A 19195-nucleotide genomic window follows, 5' to 3' on the forward strand; every position below is an offset into this window, starting at 1 on the left:
GCTGAGGGCGCAATTGCCGCTCACACTGGCAGACGACATTACGCCCGCATCCTTTTCACGGGAGGCGTAGCCGCCGGCTTGTTCTTCTGCCAGCGGCGCCAGCGGTCCCCGCACATCTCCTGCCCGGTCTTGTGGTGGACCAGCTCAGGCCCCGGAGGCCAGATCCTCCCTTTCTCAGGGCGCCCTGATGTCAAATTCGGGTGTGGCTTACCTCGACGCTTCTGTCGGCTTGTGCGGCCGCACGACTTAGACGCGAAGGCTTGCTGATGGAAGTCGTGACAGCCACTGGTGCTGTTCTGGCCAGCGGTAGCCCTCGCCTCCTTCGTGACCGTTAAATTCGTAGACCGTGGTTTCGGCTTTGCCGGCGTAGACGTTTGCAGCGGCGAAGACTGTCGAGGGTGGGCAGGTTTGATCCATCAAAGCAGCCGAGAACAAGCCTGGTGCTTTTGCTCGCTTGGCGAAGTTGACGCCGTCAAAATAAGAAAGCGTGCGGAAGACTTTGTCTTGGGCATTGCGGTGGACGGATAGGTATAAGGCAATTTCCGCGTAGGGCTGATTGGCAGTTAATCCGACCGCACGTTCGAAGTGGTTGAGGAAGGGTACGTCGGAGAGCAGTGCCAGCAGGTCAGGCACCAGACCGGCGACAGCGAGGGCGATGCCCCCGCCTTGGCTTGTTCCGGCTGCTATGACGCGCGCGGGGTCCACTGCATCGATGGTGCGCACAGCGTCGACGGCTCGGACGGCGTCGGTGATGAGGCGTCGGTAGTAGTAGGTGTCTGGATCCAGTATTCCTCGTGTCATGAACCCGGGGGTTGAAGGGGCGGCGCCATGGGGATCGGGGGTTTGCCCACCGGTACCCCACCCGGCCCCTTGTCCTCGGGTGTCCATGATGAAGGAAGCGTATCCCGCAGCCGCCCATGCCAGTTGCTCGTGGGGCAGGCCGCGTCCGCGACCGTATCCGACGTAGGTGACGATGGCAGGTAGGGGGCCTTCTGCATTTCTCGGAAGGGTGAGCCAGCCACGGATCGGTTCTCCTGCGTATCCCGGGAAGGTGACATCAAAAGAGTCGAAACTGGTCATACCAGTGTCAATGGGGGTGAGGGAGAGCGTTCCTTCGGCGCTGCGTGCCTCCTGGATGGTGGCGCCCCAGAAGTCGTCAAAGTCTGCAGGTTCAGCGACTGTGGGCCGGTAGGAACGAAGCTCGTCCAGGGGCATGTCGAAAAAGGGCACTGATGTTGCCTTTCACTAGGGAAGGGAAGACCCGAAGACCGAGTCCCTTCACGGCGACCGATGTTGGATGGCCTACCATCGGGGTGTGTTGGTGGAGTCCCGCCAGACGATGGTGTTCAGGGGTGTGTTTGCTGCCGGTTCGGGGAGGGAGCCACCGACTGCCGTGACGAGGCGGCGCATGGCTCGACGGCCCAATTCTTCATGGTTGACGTCGACGGTTGTGAGGGTCGGATTCAGATAGGCGCCCAAAGGGTTGTTGTCCCAGCCAGTGACGGTGATGTCCCCCGGTACCTGCCACCCGCGGTTCAATGCTCCGCGGATGACTCCTGCTGCTACCAGGTCGTTGCCGGCAATGACGGCGGTGACGCCCGAATTGTTGGGGAGTTGCGTTATGGCTTCAATGCCTGATTCAGCGGACCAGTCCCCATCGTAAACTCCGGCGGATTCCAGGCCGAGCCGTTCGATGGTGTCGAGGTAGACCTGTTTACGGCCGCGGGCCGATGCGAACTGCTGCGAGCCGGCTACGTGGAGGAACCGGCGATGTCCTTGTGCTGCGAGCTGCTCGATCAAGTCGGCTACGGGGGAGCTGTCAGCCAGCTCTCCGATGGCGCGCATGTCGTCGTCGTAGTCCCCGGATACAACCAAAGCCGCACGGCCCGCCACTGCCTCCTCGCTGGTGGGTGCCAAGGGGGCCAGGGAAAGGATGCCTTCAACCTGGCCGGAATCTGCAAGCTCCAGCATCCGCTGCGTTCGGGCCTCGGCACCGCCCTCGAGACTCACCACTTCGGAGGCGTATCCAGCGGCGTGGGCCATCTGGACGGCGCCGGCGAGCATCCTGGTCGGGCTGTAGCTGCTTGGGGGCGGGATCAGAATCGCCAGCCGACCCGTACGGCGGGTACGCATGGAGCGTGCGACCAGGTTCGGCCGGTAGCCAAGTTCCTGAATTGCGGCCTCCACCCGTTGACGGTTCGCCGCCTTCAAGGCGTCGTTGTTCTGCAGGTACCGCGAGACCGTTTGGTGGGACAGGCCGGCGAGGCGGGCGACCTGGTGGATCGTGGGACGTCGGACTCGGGTCGTATCCGTTGCGGCCTCCTCTCAGGTTTCGACTGATGTTGCCTAGATCCATCCTTACATAGAACATGAACGATCACTATCTCGCGGCATACCGACTTAATCCCTAAGCGTCCACGAGATTTCGGTCAGGATCAGGCACTTGATCGCGATCTTGTATGACGGCTTGATCGGGCCGGCCGAATCCCCCGAAGATCTCAGCGCCCTGGCCTGGATTGTGCAATGCCTGGAGGATATCGAAGCGACCGTCACCGGAATAGCCCACAACAAGCATGAAGTGTAGCCCTGGAGCTTTAGGCGTGGAACCGGCGGCGGAAAGGTTGCGAGGAAGGTCTTCCCGCCGCCGGCGGTCAAAGCGCCGCACCCTCCTCGGTTCCTGACGTGCCGGGACAGGCGCCAATAACCGTAGAGGTGGCGGCGTACCAGCGATTAGACGTAGCTTGCTGTCTTCTGGTCGGATTTTGCCGGGACCACGTTGCCGTTGATGCGGCGGTTGAGGTGCCAGGGGTTGGCGTCCTGGAGCGGTTGGGGGAGGAGTTCCTGCGGGAGGTTCTGGTAGGCGACCGGGCGCAGGAAGCGGTTGATCGCCAGGGTGCCCACCGAGGTGGTCCGGGAGTCGGAGGTGGCGGGGAACGGCCCGCCGTGGACCATGGCGTGGCCTACCTCGACACCGGTGGGCCAGCCGTTGACGATGATGCGTCCCACTTTCTGTTCCAGGACCGGGATCAGCGGCGCGGCGGTGGCGTAGTCCTCTTCCGTGAGCTGCAGGCTGGCGGTGAGCTGGCCTTCGATCCGGGAGGCAGCCTGCAGCAGGTCCTCCACCGAGTTATAGCGGATCACCAGGGAGGCAGCGCCGAAGATTTCCTCGTGCAGGACGTGGTTGGACACGAACTGGTCAACGCCGGTGCCGAAGATGGTGGGGGCGGGGGCGTTTTCTGTGGGGCCGGGGGTGCCCTTGCCGATCAGTTCGACGCCTTCGGCGCTGCCGAGGGCTGTGGTTCCTGTATTCCAGGAGCCGGCAATGCCTTCGGTGAGCATGGTCTGCCCGGCGCAGGCGGCCAGGGCGCGGCCGACGGCGGCGGCGAGTTTGTCCCCTGCTGCACCGGCCGGGGCAAAGAGCAGGCCGGGGGAGGTGCAGAGCTGGCCTGAGCTTCCGGTGACTGCCGTGACATAGGCGGCAGCCAAAGCGTCCACGTCACCCTTGAGCGCGCCTTCGAATACGAAGACGGGGTTGAGCGAGGACATTTCTGCGTAGACCGGGATGGGTTCGGGGCGTGCAGCCGCCGTCTTCATCAGGGCGATGCCCGCAGACTGGGAGCCGGTGAAACCCACGGCTTTGATGGCGGGGTCGGCCACCAGGGCCTGGCCGATGCTGGCGCCGGGGCCGTAGATCAGCGAGAACACGCCGGGGTGCAGGCCGTGATCCTTGACGGCCTTGGTGACGGCGTGACCGACGAGTTCGCTGGTGCCGGGGTGGGCGTTGTGCGCCTTGAAGACCACCGGGCAGCCCGCGGCCAAGGCGGAGGCTGTGTCACCGCCCGCCGTCGAGAAGGCCAGCGGAAAGTTGCTGGCACCGAACACGGCGACCGGGCCCAGCGGGATCTGGCGCTGGCGAATGTCGGCGCGCGGCAGGGGAGTGCGTTCCGGGATGGCGGGATCGATTCGGACGCCGCGGAAGTCGCCTTGGCGGACGACGTTCGCGAAGAGCCGCAGCTGGCCGGTGGTGCGGGCGCGTTCGCCCTGCAGCCGGGCAGCAGGCAGGCCGGTTTCCTGGCCCGCGCGAGTGATGAGTTCGTCGCCGATGGCTTCGATGTTGTCCGCGATGGCCTCCAGAAACGCGGCGTGGGTTTCCGGGTCAAGGCTGCTGAAGGACGGGAACGCTTCCGCGGCGGCCGCGGTGGCGGCCTTGAGCTGGTCCTCGGTGAGCAGCGTGTACGCGGGCTCGAGGGCCTCATTGGTGGCCGGGTTGAAGCCGTTGGTGGTCTTGCCTTCACCGGCAACAGGCTGGCCGGCAATAAGTGAATGTCCTGTGAGGGTCACTGTTGTTCTCCTGGTTCAAGTTTGTAAGGTGTCGGGGCGGTTGCAGTTCCGCCTTCGCAGCATGTCCGCTCTGGAGGATGAACACTGGGAGCGGAATGCAGGGGGGATCTAGACGGCTGTTCGCGCACAGGCGCTTTGCACGTTAGTCTCCACCGGGTGTCGTCGCGGCCGGTAGAAGGAAGGCAGCCCGGCAGTTAGGTTGCCGGAACTGCGATGGCGTCCGGATGCGGGCGGTTCACCGGCGGGGCCATGTGGTATCCGTTGGCCTCATAGTCATAACCTTCGAGGGTGTTGGCATCGCGGCTGTCGGACGCAGAGGAATAGAAGGCGCGAATCTCAGTGATCTTGCCGGTCTCCGGATCGATTTTGTACCACTCGGACCCCCGGACGTAGCCCTTGCGCGCCGGCTTCCAGTGCGTGAATTCGATAGCGGCCTGGAAGGTCTCGGGCTCAGCGATGAGCCGCTCGATGGACCAAGCGGAGTCTATGCTCATCGTGAGTCGGCGCCAGTTCTCGGCGATGGTCCGGCTGCCGATCCAGGGCCCGTCAAGACCGGGGGGGAAGTAGTGAACGGCGTCCTCGGTGAACTGTGCAACCATCTTCTCCACATCGGCTTCGTTACAGCCGTCAAAGTATGTTCGGATGGTTGCCTCCATCCGGTGTCGCTGTTCCTCGCGGGAAAGTTCCGCAAAGCGTGTCATGCCTGCACCCTTTCGATGTCCTGTTAGATAAGTGTCGGTACTCGCCCCGTTGAAGAGGCGCTGGCTTGCTACCGGGATGCCGCTTTGCTGGCGTCCGGGTGGGGCCGGGGTACGGGCGGTGCCATGTGGTATCCGTTGGCCTCGTAGTCGTAGCCCTGCATCGTCAGGGCGTCGCGTCCGTCGGGAGCTGCGGCGTAGGCGGCCCGGATTTCGGTGATCTTGCCGGTTTCGGGATCGAAGGCGTACCACTCGTCGCCCCTGAGGTATCCGCCCTTGGCGGTCTTCCAGTGGGTCCACTCGATAGTTGCTTGAAGCGACTCGGGCTCGGCGATGAGCCGTTCAATGCTCCAAGCCGAGCCGATACTCATGACCAGCCTGCGCCAGTTCTCGGCGATGGTCCTGCTTCCGATCCATGGGCCTTCGAGCCCCGGGGGAAAGTAGTGAACGGCATCGTCGGTGAATTGGGAGGCCATTTTGTCCACGTCAGCTTCGTTGCAGCCGTCGAAGTAGGTGCGGATGGTTTCTTCCATCCGGTGTCGCTGTTCTTCGCGGGGAAGGTCGGCAAAGCGGGTCATGCGTTCACCTTTTCCTTCTCGATGGTGTTCTGTTCCTGCTGCCAGGCCCGGTAGTCATTCAGCGTCTGCTCGTCCGGCGGGTATACGCCCCAGAGGGATTCGCCGGCGCTGACGCGGTTGTGGAGGTATTGCTCCAGTGCTTCCTGCTCGGCTGCTGGCCCTGCGAGTTCTGCTGCCAGGGCGCGGGGGACGACGATGATCCCGTCGCGGTCGCCGACCAGGATGTCTCCGGGGTAGATGGCAACGCCGGCGCAGCCGATCGGGACCTGGAGTTCGGCGACGTGGAAGGAGGCGGGCCGCGTGGTGGCGGTGATGCTCTTGGCGTAGGCCGGGAAGCCCAGCTCGGCAAGTGCGTGCCCGTCACGGAGAGCGCCGTCGGTGACGAATCCGGCCGCGCCCCGATTCATGGCCCGGGTGATGAGCATGTCTCCGGCGGAGGCGGCGCTGGTATCGCCGCGGCTGTCCACGACAATTACCTGCCGGCGGCCGACCTGTTCGACTGCTTCCCACTGCAGGACGTTGCCGGTGCGGTAGGGGTCATCGAGCGGATCAATATCTTCGCGGGCCGGGATGAAGCGCATCGTGTAGGCCTCCCCGACGAAGCCGTCGAACTTGTCGCCGACAGGATTCAGGCCCACCAGGAATGGCTGCCGGATCCCCTTTTTGTAGAGCTGCGTAGCAAGGGTCGAGGTGCTGGCCCGGGCGAGGAGTTCGAAGACTTCATCCCCGAGGGGCGTTTGCTGGTTTTCGTCCGACATAAGTTTGCTCACTTTCATATTCCCGTTTATCGGGACTCGTTCCCGCTTATTGAATTATGGCATCTTTTGGCTGCGTGTACCAGAGGGGCGGCCGGAAGGGTTGCCAAGGGTGCCCTGTCGGGTCGAGTTGTGGGCAGAAATAAGAGAGCCGCGTATAGGTTCTTGAAGAACCTGTACGCGGCTCACCTGGCCCCTGCGGGGCGGTGTAAGGACCTGTTTAGCTTTGTCCTGCTCCCACCTGCAGCAGAGTGTGGCGTGGTTCAAACCCGAGGCGGCGGGAGATGGCGGCAGCAGTTGCGGATGCCAGTGGGCCGATTGTTTCTGTCTGTGCCTGCATCCGGTCCGCCGGCCCGGCGACGCTGATCGCGGCTACGACCTGGCCCGTATGGTCGTAAATCGGTGCGCCGCAGCAGGTGCTGGAGAGGTCGAATTCCTGATGCTCTTCGGTCCATCCGCGCTCCAGGGCCCGGTTCAGGTCCTCTTCCAGTTCGGTCCTCGAAGTGATCGTGTGGGGGGTGTATAGGCGGAACTGGAGCTGGCGCAGCAGGGCGGTACGCTCGCGTTCGCTCATGCCGAGGAGGTAGGCCTTGCCGATGGAGGTTGCATGGAGCGGGCGACGGGCGCCAAGTTCTGCACTTACCCGGACTGACTGTGGCCCGAGTTCCCGGTAGACGAAGACGATTTCATGGCCGCTGAGGACGCCCAGGCTGACGCTCTCGCGGGTCTGCTGGGCCAGGGCGCGCAGCAAATCGGGCGCCACGTCCATGACCTCGACCGACTGCACTGCGGCCATGGCGAGGCGGGCGATAGAGGGTCCTAGCCGCCACTGGCCGGCGGGGGTCTGAACTATGTATTGGTCTTCATGCAGGCGCTCAACCAAGCGGTACATGGCGCTGCGACTCATGCCCATCGCCTTGACCAGGTCCGCTGTGGATGCTTCTCCTGTTTGCGCCAGGTAGTTGAACAACTCCAGTCCGCGGTCCAGTGATCCCTTGCCGGCTGGGGTGGATGCCATGCACGTTCCTCTCAGTCTTCCGGCCCCGCAAAAACCGGGGCCCGGGGCTTCCGCTTGAATCGCGGCTACACCGATCAAGTGATCGCGTTCCCGATCATTGGGACCAAGTATCTCACTTCGGAGCCAGAACGGCTGGGAAGTGCGAGGCGGCAGCATTTTTGCTTTCTTGGCGGTCTTTTTGACCGGAAGCCACCTTCAATCGGGACCTGGAGGCAGGGGGCCGGTGGCCGCACGGCCCCCTGCCGGACCCTCACAGGCCGGCTACGACGGGGTTGTGCAGGGTGCCCACTCCGGTGACCTCCACCCTCATGTCGCTGCCTGGCTGCACAAAGCGGGGCGGATCCATGAACCCGCCACATCCCGACGGGGTGCCTGTGAGGATGATGTCGCCGGGCTGCAGTGTGAAGTGCGTGCTCAGGTACTCAATCAGGGCCGGGATCCGGAAGAGCATATCGGAGGTATTTCCGTCCTGCACCAGTTCCCCGTCAAGCCAGGTGCGGATGCGGACGTCATGAGGATCCGGGATCTCATTGCGTGTCACGGCCACCGGTCCCAGGGGGCAGAACGTGTCCAGCCCTTTACCGCGTACCCACTGCGGATCTGCCCGCTGGACATCGCGGGCAGAGACGTCATTGGCGGCTGTATAGCCCCAGACGTGGTCCAAGGCCTCTTTGGCAGGTACTTTGGAAGCCCGCTGGCCGATGATGACGGCGAGTTCGCCTTCCCAGTCGACTTCTCTGCTTACCTCGGGGTCAGCCACGACCGGCGCGTCCGGACCTGTGACACTGTTCGCGAGCTTGGGGAAGAGATAGGGCTCGGTCGGCAAGGGAAAGCCCATCTCTAGGATGGTCTGGCGGTAATTCAATCCGATGCCGAAAATTGTTCCTCCCGTGTATGGGGCGAGGAACCGCGGCGTGGCAACGACGGCGGCCGCTGGTTTCGTTGCTACCGGCTGTCCGGCAAAGACTTGTTCCAGGTTCCCGTCGAGTTCGGCCCAGCCTCCGTCCACTTCAACTGCCGCATAGCGGCGTCCATTATGTTCGACGTGCGCGTACCTCATTACGGTCCTTCTATTCGTACTGTTGTGGGGGATGGTCGCTGTATCAGCAACGCGGGACTTTATTTCAAGCAGTTCTGCTGTTGCTGTTGCGGGCCGTTCATGATTCACCAGCAAGGCCCACCGTCGGCATTGGTGGGAATCACCGCCGGTCTGCGGGGCTGACCCGTGGAAACAGGAAAAAGGGGTGTTGGAGCGGCCGGGCGCCACTCCAACACCCCTCGCCACGGTTGCAATCGTGGGTGGCAATCTTTCTCTATCGACCTCGTCCTGCGGACGGCGTCCGGGAGATGACCCGAAGGGTTACTTTAGGATGCGTGAACCTTCGCATTGTGGCGGTCGTGGAGGTCCTGCTCGATTTGCTCGAGGCTGCGCCCCTTGGTTTCCCGGACGAACTTCAGGCAGAACAGGAATCCGAGGATGTTGCACGCAACGAAGAGCTGCATGGTTCCTGCCAGGCCAAGGGCCTCGCGCAGCAGCGGGAACCCGAAAGTGATACCGAGGGTGGCGAACCAGGTGATCATGCTGGCCATGCCCATTGCCGCGCCGCGGACACGCAGCGGGAAGATCTCACCGAGGACGACCCAGTTGACGGGCCCCCAGGTAAGCGAGTAGCTGACAAACATGACTGACATCGCGACGAGCATCGATACCGGGTTGATCTGGTCGCCCTTGCCCGCCTCGAAGGCCATCCATGACATGCACACCGCCATGCAGGCACTTCCGCTGATGAGCAGCGTCCTGCGGCCGACGCGGTCGATGAACTGCAGCCCGATCGCCACCGAAACGACCTTGATCGTCCCCAGGATGATGGTGAAGATCAGCGCGTTTTCATGCGGCAGGTTCAGGCTCTCAAAGATAGTAGGAGCGTAATAAGTGACCATGTTCAGGCCGGTTGCCTGGCAGAGAATGGGGATCCCGATTCCGACGATAACGGCCGGCCGGACCCACTTGGCCAGAAGCTCCCAGCGCGAGCTCTGGGCCTCGACACGGGTAATAGCTTCGATGTCGGCTGCAGCTTCCTCAGCGGACCGCGTGGCATAGAGCAGGCGGGCGGCCTCCTCGCGGCGGCCTTTGGTCATCAGCCAGCGGGGGCTCTCGGGCAGGAATGGAAGACCTGCCACCAGGAGAACTGCCGGCAGCGCGCCGGAGGCGAGCATCAGGCGCCAGTCGCCAGTGCCTGCCAGAAGGAAGTTGACGCCGTAACCGAGCAACAGGCCGGTGACGATCATCAGCTGGTTCAGGCCCGCAAGACGTCCGCGGGCTTTGGCCGGAGCCATTTCCGACAGATAGACAGGCACCAGCGCGGAGGAACCGCCGACGCCAAGTCCCAGGAAAATGCGTCCGGCGATCAACAGTTCATTGTTCGGGACTACGGCACAAGCCAAGGATCCGACGATGAAAATGATGCCCAGAATCAGGATGACCCTTCGTCGGCCAATACGGTCCGAGAGCTTCCCTGCCGTGACGGCGCCTACGATCGCACCGATGGAAATACCGCCGACGATCAGGCCGGTGGTTAGCGCGCTTTGAGTGAATCCTGGAGTGGCGTATATGTAGGACAAGGCGCCGGCGATGATGCCGGTCTCGTAGCCAAAAAGGATGCCTCCCAAAGCACCGAAGAAATAGATCAAACCAGGCTTGGGGACCGGGCCGCTAACCCTGCCCGTCCGAAGACTGTTGGCTGAAATCGTCATAAGGAACCTTCCTGAAGCTCAGCACCCGCCATTGGGGCTATGTGAAAAGCGTTTCGTCCCGATCAGTGGGACGTCAACGTACTAATTGGGAATGGCTTACCACTAAGATAGCCCACTGTAACTGGAATCACAAGCACCAGTTCCGCTTATGAGGACAAAATCCGCCTTATCGGGACGGCAAAAGCTGCTTGAACCTCTAAGAGGCCCGGGTGACGGCCTTGGTGGAATTGCCTCCCGCTCGGGGATGCAGAGTCCGCCTCGGCCTTGGCCCCTAGGAATAAGAGCTGAAAGCGGCCAAGGGGTTGCCGGGACAGGAGGGTACTCCCCGATCGGCCGTACTTGTCCCGATAGCCGGGATGCTATTGCTTTGATTGGGACGGGGGTATAACTTAGCAGGGAAAGAAATGGTACCTAGCCTCGTGAACACCATCAGTTGAGGCCACACAGACAAGGACGTCATGATGCCCAGCAAGGAACATGGGAATCCTCAAGCTTCGCCGGCCAGGCTTCAGGGCCGGGTGGCTCTCGTTACGGGAGCGGCACACAATATCGGGGCGGCCATCGCACTTCGCCTTGCGGAAGAAGGCGCAGCCGTCGCCGTGGCTGATATCGATGCCGCCGGCGCGGCGGAGGTCTGCCGCCAAATCGTCGAGGCAGGCGGACAAGCCTTTCCAGCAGCCGGGGATCTGACAGACATCCAGGACATTGATCGGATTTTCGCGGAGATCGAATCGGCTCTGGGGCCAGTTGATGTGCTGGTCAACAACGCCTATACCCGCGTCAGCGAATCCTGCTTCCAGCCCTTCCTTGGCGTCGAGCCAGTCCAGTGGCAGCAATTTGTCGCAGCGAACACAACCATGTTCTTTGCCTGCTCCCAACGGATGGCACGCCGCCTCGCTACGGCGGGCCTCCCCGGAAGCATCGTGAACATCAGCTCCCACGGAGCCGCACGGGCCCACCGCGAGCAAATCCCTTACGACGCCGTCAAGGGAGCGATGGAATCCTTCACCCGGGCCATTGCCGTGGACCTGGCCCCCTGGGGTATCCGCGCCAACGCTGTTCGGCCTGGGTCCATTAACGTCCAAGACGGACGAATGGGCTGGGACGTCGGCGAGTTGCAGCATGCACAAATCCCACTGGGGCGCCAAGGTACCCCAATGGACGTTGCCCACGCTGTCGTTTTCCTCGCTTCCCACGAATCGGACTACATCACCGGTCAGGTCTTTAACATCGACGGAGGTCTGGCTGCACAGGCGCGCGCTCCCCAGGTGGAGCCCCATCCTCCGGCCAGTCCGACGACCTTCACGGACTTCCCTGTACCGTTGCAGAGCCGGTAGACCAGGGTTCTGGTGGGACCGAATGTGCCGGAAGAACAGTCGCTGAGGGGACGCGTTTCCCTCTCTGCCACGCGGCGGATCGTTCTTTCACGGGATGGGTTTGAGCTGGCAGTGGCCATCCGTGGTGCCGAGATGCAATCTTTCATCGGACCGGATGGACACGAGTATCTATGGCAAGCCGGACCTGTATGGCCCCGCCACGCTCCGATACTCTTTCCGGCGATCTGCCGGCATCCCGGTGACGTACTCAGGATAGACAACCGGGAATACCCTTTGGGCCATCACGGTTTCGCCCGGGATCTCGACTTCGAGGTGACGGACCAGGGCCCTGATCACCTCACCTTAACCCTCAACGATTCGCCCTGCACCAGCAGGCACTATCCGTTCCCCTTCCGGCTGGACGTCAGCTACCGGCTGACCAAGTCAGGGGTCCTCGTTGAATTCCGGGTGCACAATCCCGGGCCCCGGACGGCACCTTTCGGCATCGGCTCACATCCGGCATTCAAGTGGCCCCTTGACCCTGCAGCGGCTGCCGAAGAGCACACGGTCCTCTTTGAGCGACCCGAGCCCGGCAACATTCGGAGAACACATGACAATCTCCTGTTGCCCGAGGTTTTCCGCAACCCATCCCTTGCCAGCGGGCAGTTGAAGCTCGGTCCCGAACACTTTATCGAAGGCGCCATCATCCTCGAAGCCCTTCGCAGTTCAGCCCTTCAGTACCGTTCTCCCAGTGGGCGGAGCATTCGCCTTCGCTGGAGTGGTTTCACAGATCTGGCGCTGTGGTCACCGCCCAAAGGCCGCTTCCTCTGCATCGAACCGTGGCGCGGTCTGCCGGCGCCGCGGGACTGGAGCGGCGATGAAGGAAGCCGACCTGATTTGGAGCACCTATCCCCAAAAGAAACACGAAGCTACGGTTACCGCATCGATATCGAGACACCATGATGAACACCCTTCATGTATCCCTGCGCACCCAAGAGCCACTTGCCGAAGCCGCACCGGCGCCCGCGGGCAGCCCAGCCCTGGTCGGGGTTGTGGAAGCTGTAGCGTGTGAACCCAACTGCCACTACTGCTCCGGTCCGGAAACGGACTGAGTCCTCGGCACTTGTCTTCGGGCGCTTGCTATCTCGGGAGTAACGCTTCCCCGACTGGACGAGCATGGCGTCCAACTCCGTAACTGACCGACTGACCTGCATTCCTCCGGAAGCACTGCGATAGCCAGCCCGGTAGCATCCGCATGTCCTTTGTCCCGGTCTTGCCCGGATACTGCTGGGCTAAGCCGCGCTGGTGCACCCGTTGCACAGCCTCCGGTCCGGGAGCCCGGATCGGTCCTTCTGGCGGCAGGCATAGGCAGTCCAGTGCATCCAAGACTTTCTGGACGGCTCCCTGGCAAGGCCTGACCAGAAAAACTGTCCTGTCACGGGCTGCCGGGCAGTTCGGGTTGAGCGCCTCGTCAAAAGGTTGGAAAGGCAGTTGGGCTGCCAGATCCTCCCGCGCGGATGAGGTGATCGCTGATCTTTGTGAGTTCGCTCCTCATGCGGATGATTTCGCGTGCGTGAGCCGCCAGGCGTTTGTCCTCAGCGGTTCGTTGATTGATGGCTAACGGGGCGGGGTGGCGCTCGTCCGTTGTGAAGATCATCATGCAGCGTGTTGTCAGTGACAGCTTTTCGGGGTGGCTTGGCGGGGCGGAACGTACAAGGACGCTGATGTGGATGTCTTGCCCTGCGACCAGGATGGCTCTGGCATGGACTTCCACGAGATGTCCGATGCGGATCGGGTGATGGAAGTGGATGCCGCCGGAGTACCGGGCCCGGGCGCCTTCCGGGCTAAGGAGTACCGCGCAGGTTCCTGCGGCTTCATCGATCCAGCGCATGACAGTGCCGCCATGGGCGTTGCCGGACCAGTTCGCGGTTTCCTTACCTGCCACGAACCGAAGCGTGCTTCCGGGTGCGGTTCCCTGGCCGGAATAATGCTCAGCCAGCATGGCATCTTTGAGCCGCATCCGCACCGGAATCCGCTGGAGAGCAAGTTGTTGCCTGGCCTCGTCGTCTCGGGTCTTGGGCTGCCAGGGCCGGACCGCGTGAGGTTTGCCCTGCTCATCCACTGTCACAAAGACAAGAATGCAGTGCATGGCGCGCGTGTACTCAGCCTCTTCCAAAGAACGTGCGTGAACCGACACCAGCACGTGAATGCTGGACTTACCTGTGTGAATGATCCTCGCGTCAACTTCAACGACGTCGCCGGGGCCAATACTTCCGTCGTAGTGCACGTTGCCGACGTAGGCCGTGACACAGTAACTGGAACTCCAGGCCACCGCGCAGGCATAGCCCGCGCGGTCAATCCATTCGAGAACGCGGCCGGCATCCACCTGGCTGCCACTATGGTCCATGTCCTGGGGGGCGGTAAGAAATCGCAGGTTCAACCGGTCGTCAGTGACCGCAGGTGATCCTTGCGCCGTGGTGGCAGAAATTATCGTTTCCGTTCTTCAGTATTCATAGACCGCCGTGCCGCAGCGCAGCGATGTGAGTGACAGGCACGCAGCTGCACCCGGATCGCGGTGATCCGGGAGTGCACTCCAAGTGCAGCCCTTGCGCTGTACGCCCGCCAAGAAATGGCGATGCGTTCCACGAGGCTGGGACTGGTCTTAGTCCTGAGTGCCGGGACGTGGGTTGGGTGTATAGGCGTTGAGGACGGTCCAGTCAGGTTCGAAGCCGGTGCCGGGACCGTCCGGGATCTGTACCCGGCCCTCGCGGGGGATAGGGGTAGCGATGCCCGGGAAGGCTTCGGGTTCGACGTAGAGATGCTCAAGCTTCGGATCACCCGAAGCGGCGGAGAGCAGCTGGAGCGTTGCCCAGTATCCGGGGCCGAAGTAGGGCGAGTGGGGCATGCAGGCAATCCCGCGCTGCTCGGCCTCGTGCAGAACAGCCATGAATTCAGTGACCCCGCCGATCTTTGTCACGGAGGGTTGGGGATGCTGGACGGCATTGGCCTGCATCATTTTGTGGAACTCGTAGCGGGTGCAGGCGTTCTCTCCTGCCGACAGCGGAATGCTGGTCATCGCCGCAAGCTGGGCCAGCGATTCGAAGTCCTCAGGTGGGTAGATGGGCTCCTCGAGCCAGTCAATGCCGATTGCTTCCAGTGCAGGCAACTGCTGGCGTGCTTCGTCCAGGTTCCAGGCGCAATTTGCATCCACAGTGAGCTCGGTTCCCGTACCTGCGCCTTCGCGTCCGGCGCGGATGATCTCCGGCAGCGTCTCGTGCAGCTTCACCGAGGTGTACCCCGATTCGACAGCGTGTCGGGCCCGGTCGCGGACGACCTCCGCCTGGCCGTAGTGGACGAGGCTGGCGTAGGCTGCCACTTCAGAGCGTTTCCGCCCGCCCAGCAGCTCCCCCAAGGGCACCCCGGCCGATCGGGCCTTCCTGTCCCACAGAGCGATGTCAGCTCCGGAGACCGCGAACATTGCAATCCCGTAGCGGCCGAACAAGTGTAGTTTCTGCTGGACCTTGCGTATCAGGCCAGGGACATCATCCGCGTCCTGGCCCATAAGGAGGGGAGCCACCATGGTGCGAAAAGCCTCCGCGACCGCAGACCGGCAGCTGTAAGCAAAGCACTCTCCCCAGCCGCTGATCCCGTCAGCCGTCGTGATGCGCACAATAACCCCGTCGAACCGGTTCCACCGTCCGGCAGGCGCCCCGTAGCCGCTGCTGTCATCGTCGAAAGGGATATCGAGTTCGTAAACATCCACACCCATGATGGTTGACGCACCGTAAGCCAAGGCAGCTGCCCCCGCCTTCTCAACTCGCTGGTCCAGGATCATGATTCTTCTCTTTCCTCCGAGGAACGGGCCGTAGAGTGCCAGGCTTCCTGCACTGCACGTCGACGCGATGCCCACGAACCAGGCTGCAAAAGCTGCGCCCACAAGTAAGATACCTCAAAGTCCCGATAAGTGCCATAGAGTCCCTATTAGAGGGACTGACCTGTTCCAAGCGTGCAGCTTGTGCGTGGAACTTCTTTCGTTTGCACCGATTCGATGCGGGGGGATCGGCCGCAAGCACGATGAAACTGGTTCAACTCCAGTGCTTTAGACGCGGATACCTGAGTTCGAGGCCCTTCCCGGAGGAAACGTCCAGAGATAAGGAAGTGCAGCGTCGATAAGGAAGGGCAGCGTCAGGTTGGGCTGGGTCTCACCTCGATGGGGCCGTAACGCCCTGATACTGCAGGTAAAGGTAGCGATCGTCATGGCTGGCTTCGGGATTCTCAACGAATAGTGCGCCTGCCAGCCGTCCTCCCGGCGGAATGTTCGTCCACCTCTCCCGTAAGTGAGCTTGAGCCGGATGATGCTTAAATCCGAAGCCACGTCATCGATTACTCCACGTGCAATGACCAGGCCGCATCCCCGGGTCTGATCCCGTTCCAGTCGAAATCTCAAAAGTCGTTGGCGTCATGAGATCTTTCTTGATTCTTCGGCACAGCGTACTGTCGGCCCTCAGTAAGGGCTGCTATTTTGCTCCCGCGGCAAGCAGCGGCCGCTGAGTGAGGTCGTCAGGACGCAGAGCGCGAGGCCTGAGGTACAGGTGCGTCCTCAAGGGGATCCAGCCGCAACTTTGGCCCCGGCGTCGCAGGAGCGGCGCTGTCGCTCGGCTGATGCTCTGAATCCGGCTCCGCCTGGGCTGAGACGCCTCGGGGCGAGCCTCTGTCCACCCACCGAGACAGCATGCGGGGGTCCAATAGTGCGTCGAGTGCGAGCACTGCTGCGCCGATGTTGCCTTCGCGGTGATTGAGCGGGACGTTGCGGACCACCAAGCGTTCGGTGGCGAGCGGTTGAGAGCGGCGCCGCACCTGCTCTGCGATGGCCTCGAAGAACGGGCGACCGGCGAGGGCCAGCCCTCCGCCGACGAACACGGTCGCCGGGTTAAGTAGGTTCACGACGGTGGCAAGGCTGGCGCCGATGAGTGTGCCGGATCGATCAATCAGCTCACGACTGACCGGATCAGCCGCGAGGGAGCCCGCAACGATGTCTTCGAACGTGAGCCCCCCTTGCCGTGCAATGCGGTCCTGAAGGAACGTGGAGTCGCGGGTGAAGGCGGCGGTGTAGCCGTCCCGAGCGAGTGCCCATCCGCCGGCCAGCGCCTCCAGGCAACCGAAATTCCCGCACCGGCACTGCACGCGCGAGTACTCGGCGACGGTGGTGTGGCCGAAGTCTCCGGCGGCGCCCCGATCGCCACGGACTAGCTCGCCGTCCGCGATGATTCCAGCGCCGAGGCCGGTACCAGCCTTGATGAACACGACGTCGTCACCGGACTGACGACGGAGGCGCTGCCAGGTCCCCAACGCCATCAGGTTTGCGTCATTTTCGACAAAAGCCGGAACGCCGTACTCGCGCTCGAGCCACTCCCTTACCGGATAGGCGTGCCAGCCCGCCATGATCGGCGGATGGACCGGCGAGCCGATGGACACGCTCACCGGTCCGGGTACGCCGATGACTACCGCCCACAGTGGTGCGGTCGGCACGAGCATGGCCGCAGCCGCGTCGCGGAGAAGCGAGAGCGACGCCTCCGGGCCGTTGTTGATGTCCCACGCGGTGTAGCTCTCGGTCTCGACGCGTCCGGCCAGGTCAGTAAGCGAGATGGCGACCCGCGACGCCCCGAAGACCGCCGTGAGTACACGCCCGCGGTCCGCTCGGACCCGCAACGTGCGGGCGGGGCGGCCGCCTTTGGAGACCCCTTCGTCCAGCTCTTCGATGAGCCCTGCCTCCAGCGCGTCCTCGACGCGCTGACTCACAAGCGCTCGGCCCAGGTCGGTTCGGCGTATGAGCTCCGGCCGCGTCGTCGCATCACCGCTGCGGATGAGGCCGAGCACCAGGGACAGCGTCCTGCTGTGATCCATACCCATGGTTTACCTCCGTCGGAACTGACTATACGGGAAGGGTCTTTTTCACGTTCAGCGCGACCCTTTACTTTTGCAGATTTTCTGCAATACTACTGTTGGTATCGATCCGGACGGGGCATCGCCGCCCCGCCCTCGTGAGACTTCAATGGAGAAACCATGACTGATTCACCGCGTGTCATCGTTGTCGGCAGTGGGCCGATCGGCGCTGCGTACGCCAGACTGATTCTCGACGGCAACACTCGCGCAACCGTGCTCATGGTGGAGCTGGGGCCGCGAATCTCGCAGACCCCCGGCCTCAACGTCCGCAATATCCCCGATAAGGCCGCACAGGACGCCGCTCGCCTCGCCTCGCAGGGCCCGAATTCGCCCGGCATGCTTGGCGGCGGGGGCATCCCTGGCGGCGTACCCGCAGTCGAAGGCACCTTCACCGCCCGGCAAGGCACCCACCTTGTCGACGACGGCGGTCCGCTGACTGGCCACAGCCCCGGTATGCCCGCCGCCGCGCTGGCTACCAACGTCGGCGGGCAGGGCGCGCACTGGACCTGCGCATGCCCTCCGCCCGCCGACTCGGAGCTCGTCGACTTCATTCCCGCCGCCGAGTGGGACGACCTGATCGGTGAAGCCGAGCGACTCCTGCACGTCGAGAAGGACGCGTTCCATTCGTCCGTCACCCAGGCCATTACTCAGGCCCTCGGCGCGGAGTTCAACTCCCGCCTGCCCCAGGGAAAAAAGGTCGGCCCATTCCCGGTGGCCGTTACAATCAGGCCTGACGGGAAGCTGGAGTGGACCGGCACTGACACCGTGCTCGGACCCCTCCTCATCGACGGCACCTCGCAGCAAAAGCGGTTTGAACTGCGTGATCGCACTCAGGCACGGCGCATCCTGCTCAACAACGACGTGGCCACCGGCGTGCTTCTGCGCGACTTGCATACGGGCCGGGAGTACGAGGAGCACGCCGACGTCGTGATCGTCGCAGCGGACGCGGTTCGCACCCCGCAGCTGCTGTTCGCGTCCGGCGTCCGCCCCGCTGCGCTCGGCCGCTATCTCACCGAGCATCCCGTACTGCTGAGCACCGCTGCCCTGCGGCCCGAGGTCGTCGAGCGGCTCTATCCCGACGGGGTTCCCGATGGAGGCTCCTTCTCCACGGCCGCAGGTGACGCGGTGTCCGCAGCCATTCGCATCCCGTTCAGCGACGCGGGGTTCCCTTACAGCGCGCAGATAATGCACACCTTGAAGGCCCCAATGCCCATCCCGGACGATCACCCGCTCGCGAACAGTCCCTACGGCTACGTCAACGTCGGCTTCGGGATACGAAAGTACCCCCGAGTCGAGGATGGCCTCACGTTCAGCGAGACGGAGTCGGACGCGTTCGACATGCCGAACGTAACGATCGACTATGCGCTCACGCAACGCGAGGAGAAGGAGATCGCCGCCGCCCGGCTCGATCAGACCCGCGCGCTCGAGATCCTCGGCACCGTGGTGCCGGGCGGCCAGCCGCGACTTGCTCCGAACGGCTCCTCGCTGCACTACCAGGGAACCTTCCGTTCCGGCGCCACCGACGACGGAACGAGCGTGGTGGACCCATGGTCCCGTGTCTGGGGTATCCAGAACCTCGTGCTGGGTGGCAACGGCACGATCCCTACTGCGACCGTGGTCAACCCCACGCTGTTCAGCACCGCCCTCGCGGTCCGCGGGGCCCGCAAGCTGCTCGAGCAGTTCGAATCGGCTGGCGCCGAGGACCGCACCGCACCCGTCTCCGCCTGACAAGTCGGTCGGGCGGCAGCCCCACCGACCTCTTTCCTAAGATCCATCTGTCCCTCGCCGCGGT

The 19195-nt window shown here is 63.1% G+C and carries 16 protein-coding genes; 4 read left to right on the forward strand and 12 right to left on the reverse strand.

What is annotated here, in order from left to right:
* Window positions 1–246: 246 nt before the first annotated feature.
* Window positions 247–1230 carry an acetylxylan esterase gene (locus tag FDW83_RS08945; RefSeq protein WP_138137615.1) on the reverse strand — a complete coding sequence of 328 codons (984 nt, stop codon included), beginning with the start codon at window positions 1228–1230 and terminating at the stop codon, window positions 247–249.
* Between the two features lie 72 nt (window positions 1231–1302).
* Window positions 1303–2283, reverse strand: a complete 981-nt coding sequence (locus tag FDW83_RS08950; protein WP_138137617.1) for a LacI family DNA-binding transcriptional regulator — start codon at window positions 2281–2283, stop codon at window positions 1303–1305.
* Window positions 2284–2443: 160 nt separating this feature from the next.
* Here FDW83_RS08950 and FDW83_RS19115 point away from each other — a divergent pair, with 160 nt between their 5' ends.
* Window positions 2444–2584, forward strand: coding sequence for a hypothetical protein (locus FDW83_RS19115; RefSeq protein WP_171027503.1), 141 nt, complete (start codon window positions 2444–2446; stop codon window positions 2582–2584).
* Between the two features lie 146 nt (window positions 2585–2730).
* Here the strand turns inward: FDW83_RS19115 and FDW83_RS08955 are convergent, their stop codons facing one another.
* From FDW83_RS08955 to FDW83_RS08985, 7 genes are all read right to left on the reverse strand, one after another.
* Entirely contained in the window at window positions 2731–4341 is a 1611-nt protein-coding gene (locus tag FDW83_RS08955; protein WP_138137619.1) for an aldehyde dehydrogenase (NADP(+)), read from the reverse strand.
* A gap of 194 nt (window positions 4342–4535) precedes the next feature.
* Complete coding sequence (locus tag FDW83_RS08960; protein ID WP_138137620.1) at window positions 4536–5042, reverse strand: nuclear transport factor 2 family protein; 507 nt, start codon at window positions 5040–5042, stop codon at window positions 4536–4538.
* Window positions 5043–5110: 68 nt separating this feature from the next.
* A complete protein-coding gene (locus tag FDW83_RS08965) occupies window positions 5111–5617 on the reverse strand; it encodes a nuclear transport factor 2 family protein (protein ID WP_138137622.1) in 507 nt (168 codons plus the stop codon).
* Window positions 5614–6387, reverse strand: a complete 774-nt coding sequence (locus FDW83_RS08970) for a ribonuclease activity regulator RraA (RefSeq protein WP_205754660.1) — start codon at window positions 6385–6387, stop codon at window positions 5614–5616. Before FDW83_RS08970 ends, FDW83_RS08965 begins: the two co-directional genes overlap by 4 nt.
* Window positions 6388–6592: 205 nt before the next feature.
* On the reverse strand, window positions 6593–7390 hold the full coding sequence (locus FDW83_RS08975) for an IclR family transcriptional regulator (RefSeq protein WP_171027504.1): 798 nt from the start codon (window positions 7388–7390) through the stop codon (window positions 6593–6595).
* Between the two features lie 250 nt (window positions 7391–7640).
* The gene (locus FDW83_RS08980; RefSeq protein WP_138137626.1) at window positions 7641–8450 is read right to left on the reverse strand and encodes a fumarylacetoacetate hydrolase family protein; all 810 of its coding nucleotides are present in this window, start codon (window positions 8448–8450) and stop codon (window positions 7641–7643) included.
* A 305-nt stretch (window positions 8451–8755) separates the two neighbouring features.
* The gene (locus FDW83_RS08985) at window positions 8756–10144 is read right to left on the reverse strand and encodes a sugar porter family MFS transporter (RefSeq protein ID WP_138137628.1); all 1389 of its coding nucleotides are present in this window, start codon (window positions 10142–10144) and stop codon (window positions 8756–8758) included.
* A 461-nt stretch (window positions 10145–10605) separates the two neighbouring features.
* Here FDW83_RS08985 and FDW83_RS08990 point away from each other — a divergent pair, with 461 nt between their 5' ends.
* Together FDW83_RS08990 and FDW83_RS08995 are read left to right on the forward strand one after the other, a co-directional pair.
* Window positions 10606–11481 (forward strand): SDR family NAD(P)-dependent oxidoreductase, encoded by an 876-nt coding sequence (locus FDW83_RS08990; protein WP_171027505.1) that lies wholly within the window; start codon window positions 10606–10608, stop codon window positions 11479–11481.
* Window positions 11482–11505: 24 nt separating this feature from the next.
* Window positions 11506–12423 carry an aldose 1-epimerase family protein gene (locus tag FDW83_RS08995; RefSeq protein ID WP_171027506.1) on the forward strand — a complete coding sequence of 306 codons (918 nt, stop codon included), beginning with the start codon at window positions 11506–11508 and terminating at the stop codon, window positions 12421–12423.
* A 508-nt stretch (window positions 12424–12931) separates the two neighbouring features.
* On the opposite strand, the gene FDW83_RS09000 is transcribed toward FDW83_RS08995, so the two are convergent.
* From FDW83_RS09000 to FDW83_RS09010, 3 genes are all read right to left on the reverse strand, one after another.
* A complete protein-coding gene (locus tag FDW83_RS09000) occupies window positions 12932–13900 on the reverse strand; it encodes an acyl-CoA thioesterase (protein WP_240720922.1) in 969 nt (322 codons plus the stop codon).
* Between the two features lie 222 nt (window positions 13901–14122).
* Window positions 14123–15295 carry a mandelate racemase/muconate lactonizing enzyme family protein gene (locus FDW83_RS09005; RefSeq protein ID WP_138137634.1) on the reverse strand — a complete coding sequence of 391 codons (1173 nt, stop codon included), beginning with the start codon at window positions 15293–15295 and terminating at the stop codon, window positions 14123–14125.
* 725 nt (window positions 15296–16020) lie between these two features.
* Window positions 16021–17370 carry an ROK family protein gene (locus FDW83_RS09010; RefSeq protein WP_138137636.1) on the reverse strand — a complete coding sequence of 450 codons (1350 nt, stop codon included), beginning with the start codon at window positions 17368–17370 and terminating at the stop codon, window positions 16021–16023.
* A 153-nt stretch (window positions 17371–17523) separates the two neighbouring features.
* Between FDW83_RS09010 and FDW83_RS09015 the strand changes: the two genes are divergently transcribed.
* On the forward strand, window positions 17524–19131 hold the full coding sequence (locus FDW83_RS09015; protein ID WP_138137638.1) for a GMC oxidoreductase: 1608 nt from the start codon (window positions 17524–17526) through the stop codon (window positions 19129–19131).
* Window positions 19132–19195 lie beyond the last annotated feature (64 nt).

This window comes from Pseudarthrobacter sp. NamE2 (assembly GCF_005796205.1).
Classification (GTDB): domain Bacteria; phylum Actinomycetota; class Actinomycetes; order Actinomycetales; family Micrococcaceae; genus Arthrobacter.

Bases quoted from the DNA above. Each gene is read 5' to 3' on its own strand.
- FDW83_RS08985 (WP_138137628.1), bottom strand. From the start codon at position 10,144: ATGACGATTTCAGCCAACAGTCTTCGGACGGGCAGGGTTAGCGGCCCG.
- FDW83_RS09015 (WP_138137638.1), top strand. From the start codon at position 17,524: ATGACTGATTCACCGCGTGTCATCGTTGTCGGCAGTGGGCCGATCGGC.
- FDW83_RS08965 (WP_138137622.1), bottom strand. From the start codon at position 5,617: ATGACCCGCTTTGCCGACCTTCCCCGCGAAGAACAGCGACACCGGATG.
- FDW83_RS08960 (WP_138137620.1), bottom strand. From the start codon at position 5,042: ATGACACGCTTTGCGGAACTTTCCCGCGAGGAACAGCGACACCGGATG.
- FDW83_RS09005 (WP_138137634.1), bottom strand. From the start codon at position 15,295: ATGATCCTGGACCAGCGAGTTGAGAAGGCGGGGGCAGCTGCCTTGGCT.
- FDW83_RS08980 (WP_138137626.1), bottom strand. From the start codon at position 8,450: ATGAGGTACGCGCACGTCGAACATAATGGACGCCGCTATGCGGCAGTT.
- FDW83_RS09010 (WP_138137636.1), bottom strand. From the start codon at position 17,370: ATGGGTATGGATCACAGCAGGACGCTGTCCCTGGTGCTCGGCCTCATC.
- FDW83_RS08975 (WP_171027504.1), bottom strand. From the start codon at position 7,390: ATGGCATCCACCCCAGCCGGCAAGGGATCACTGGACCGCGGACTGGAG.
- FDW83_RS08990 (WP_171027505.1), top strand. From the start codon at position 10,606: ATGCCCAGCAAGGAACATGGGAATCCTCAAGCTTCGCCGGCCAGGCTT.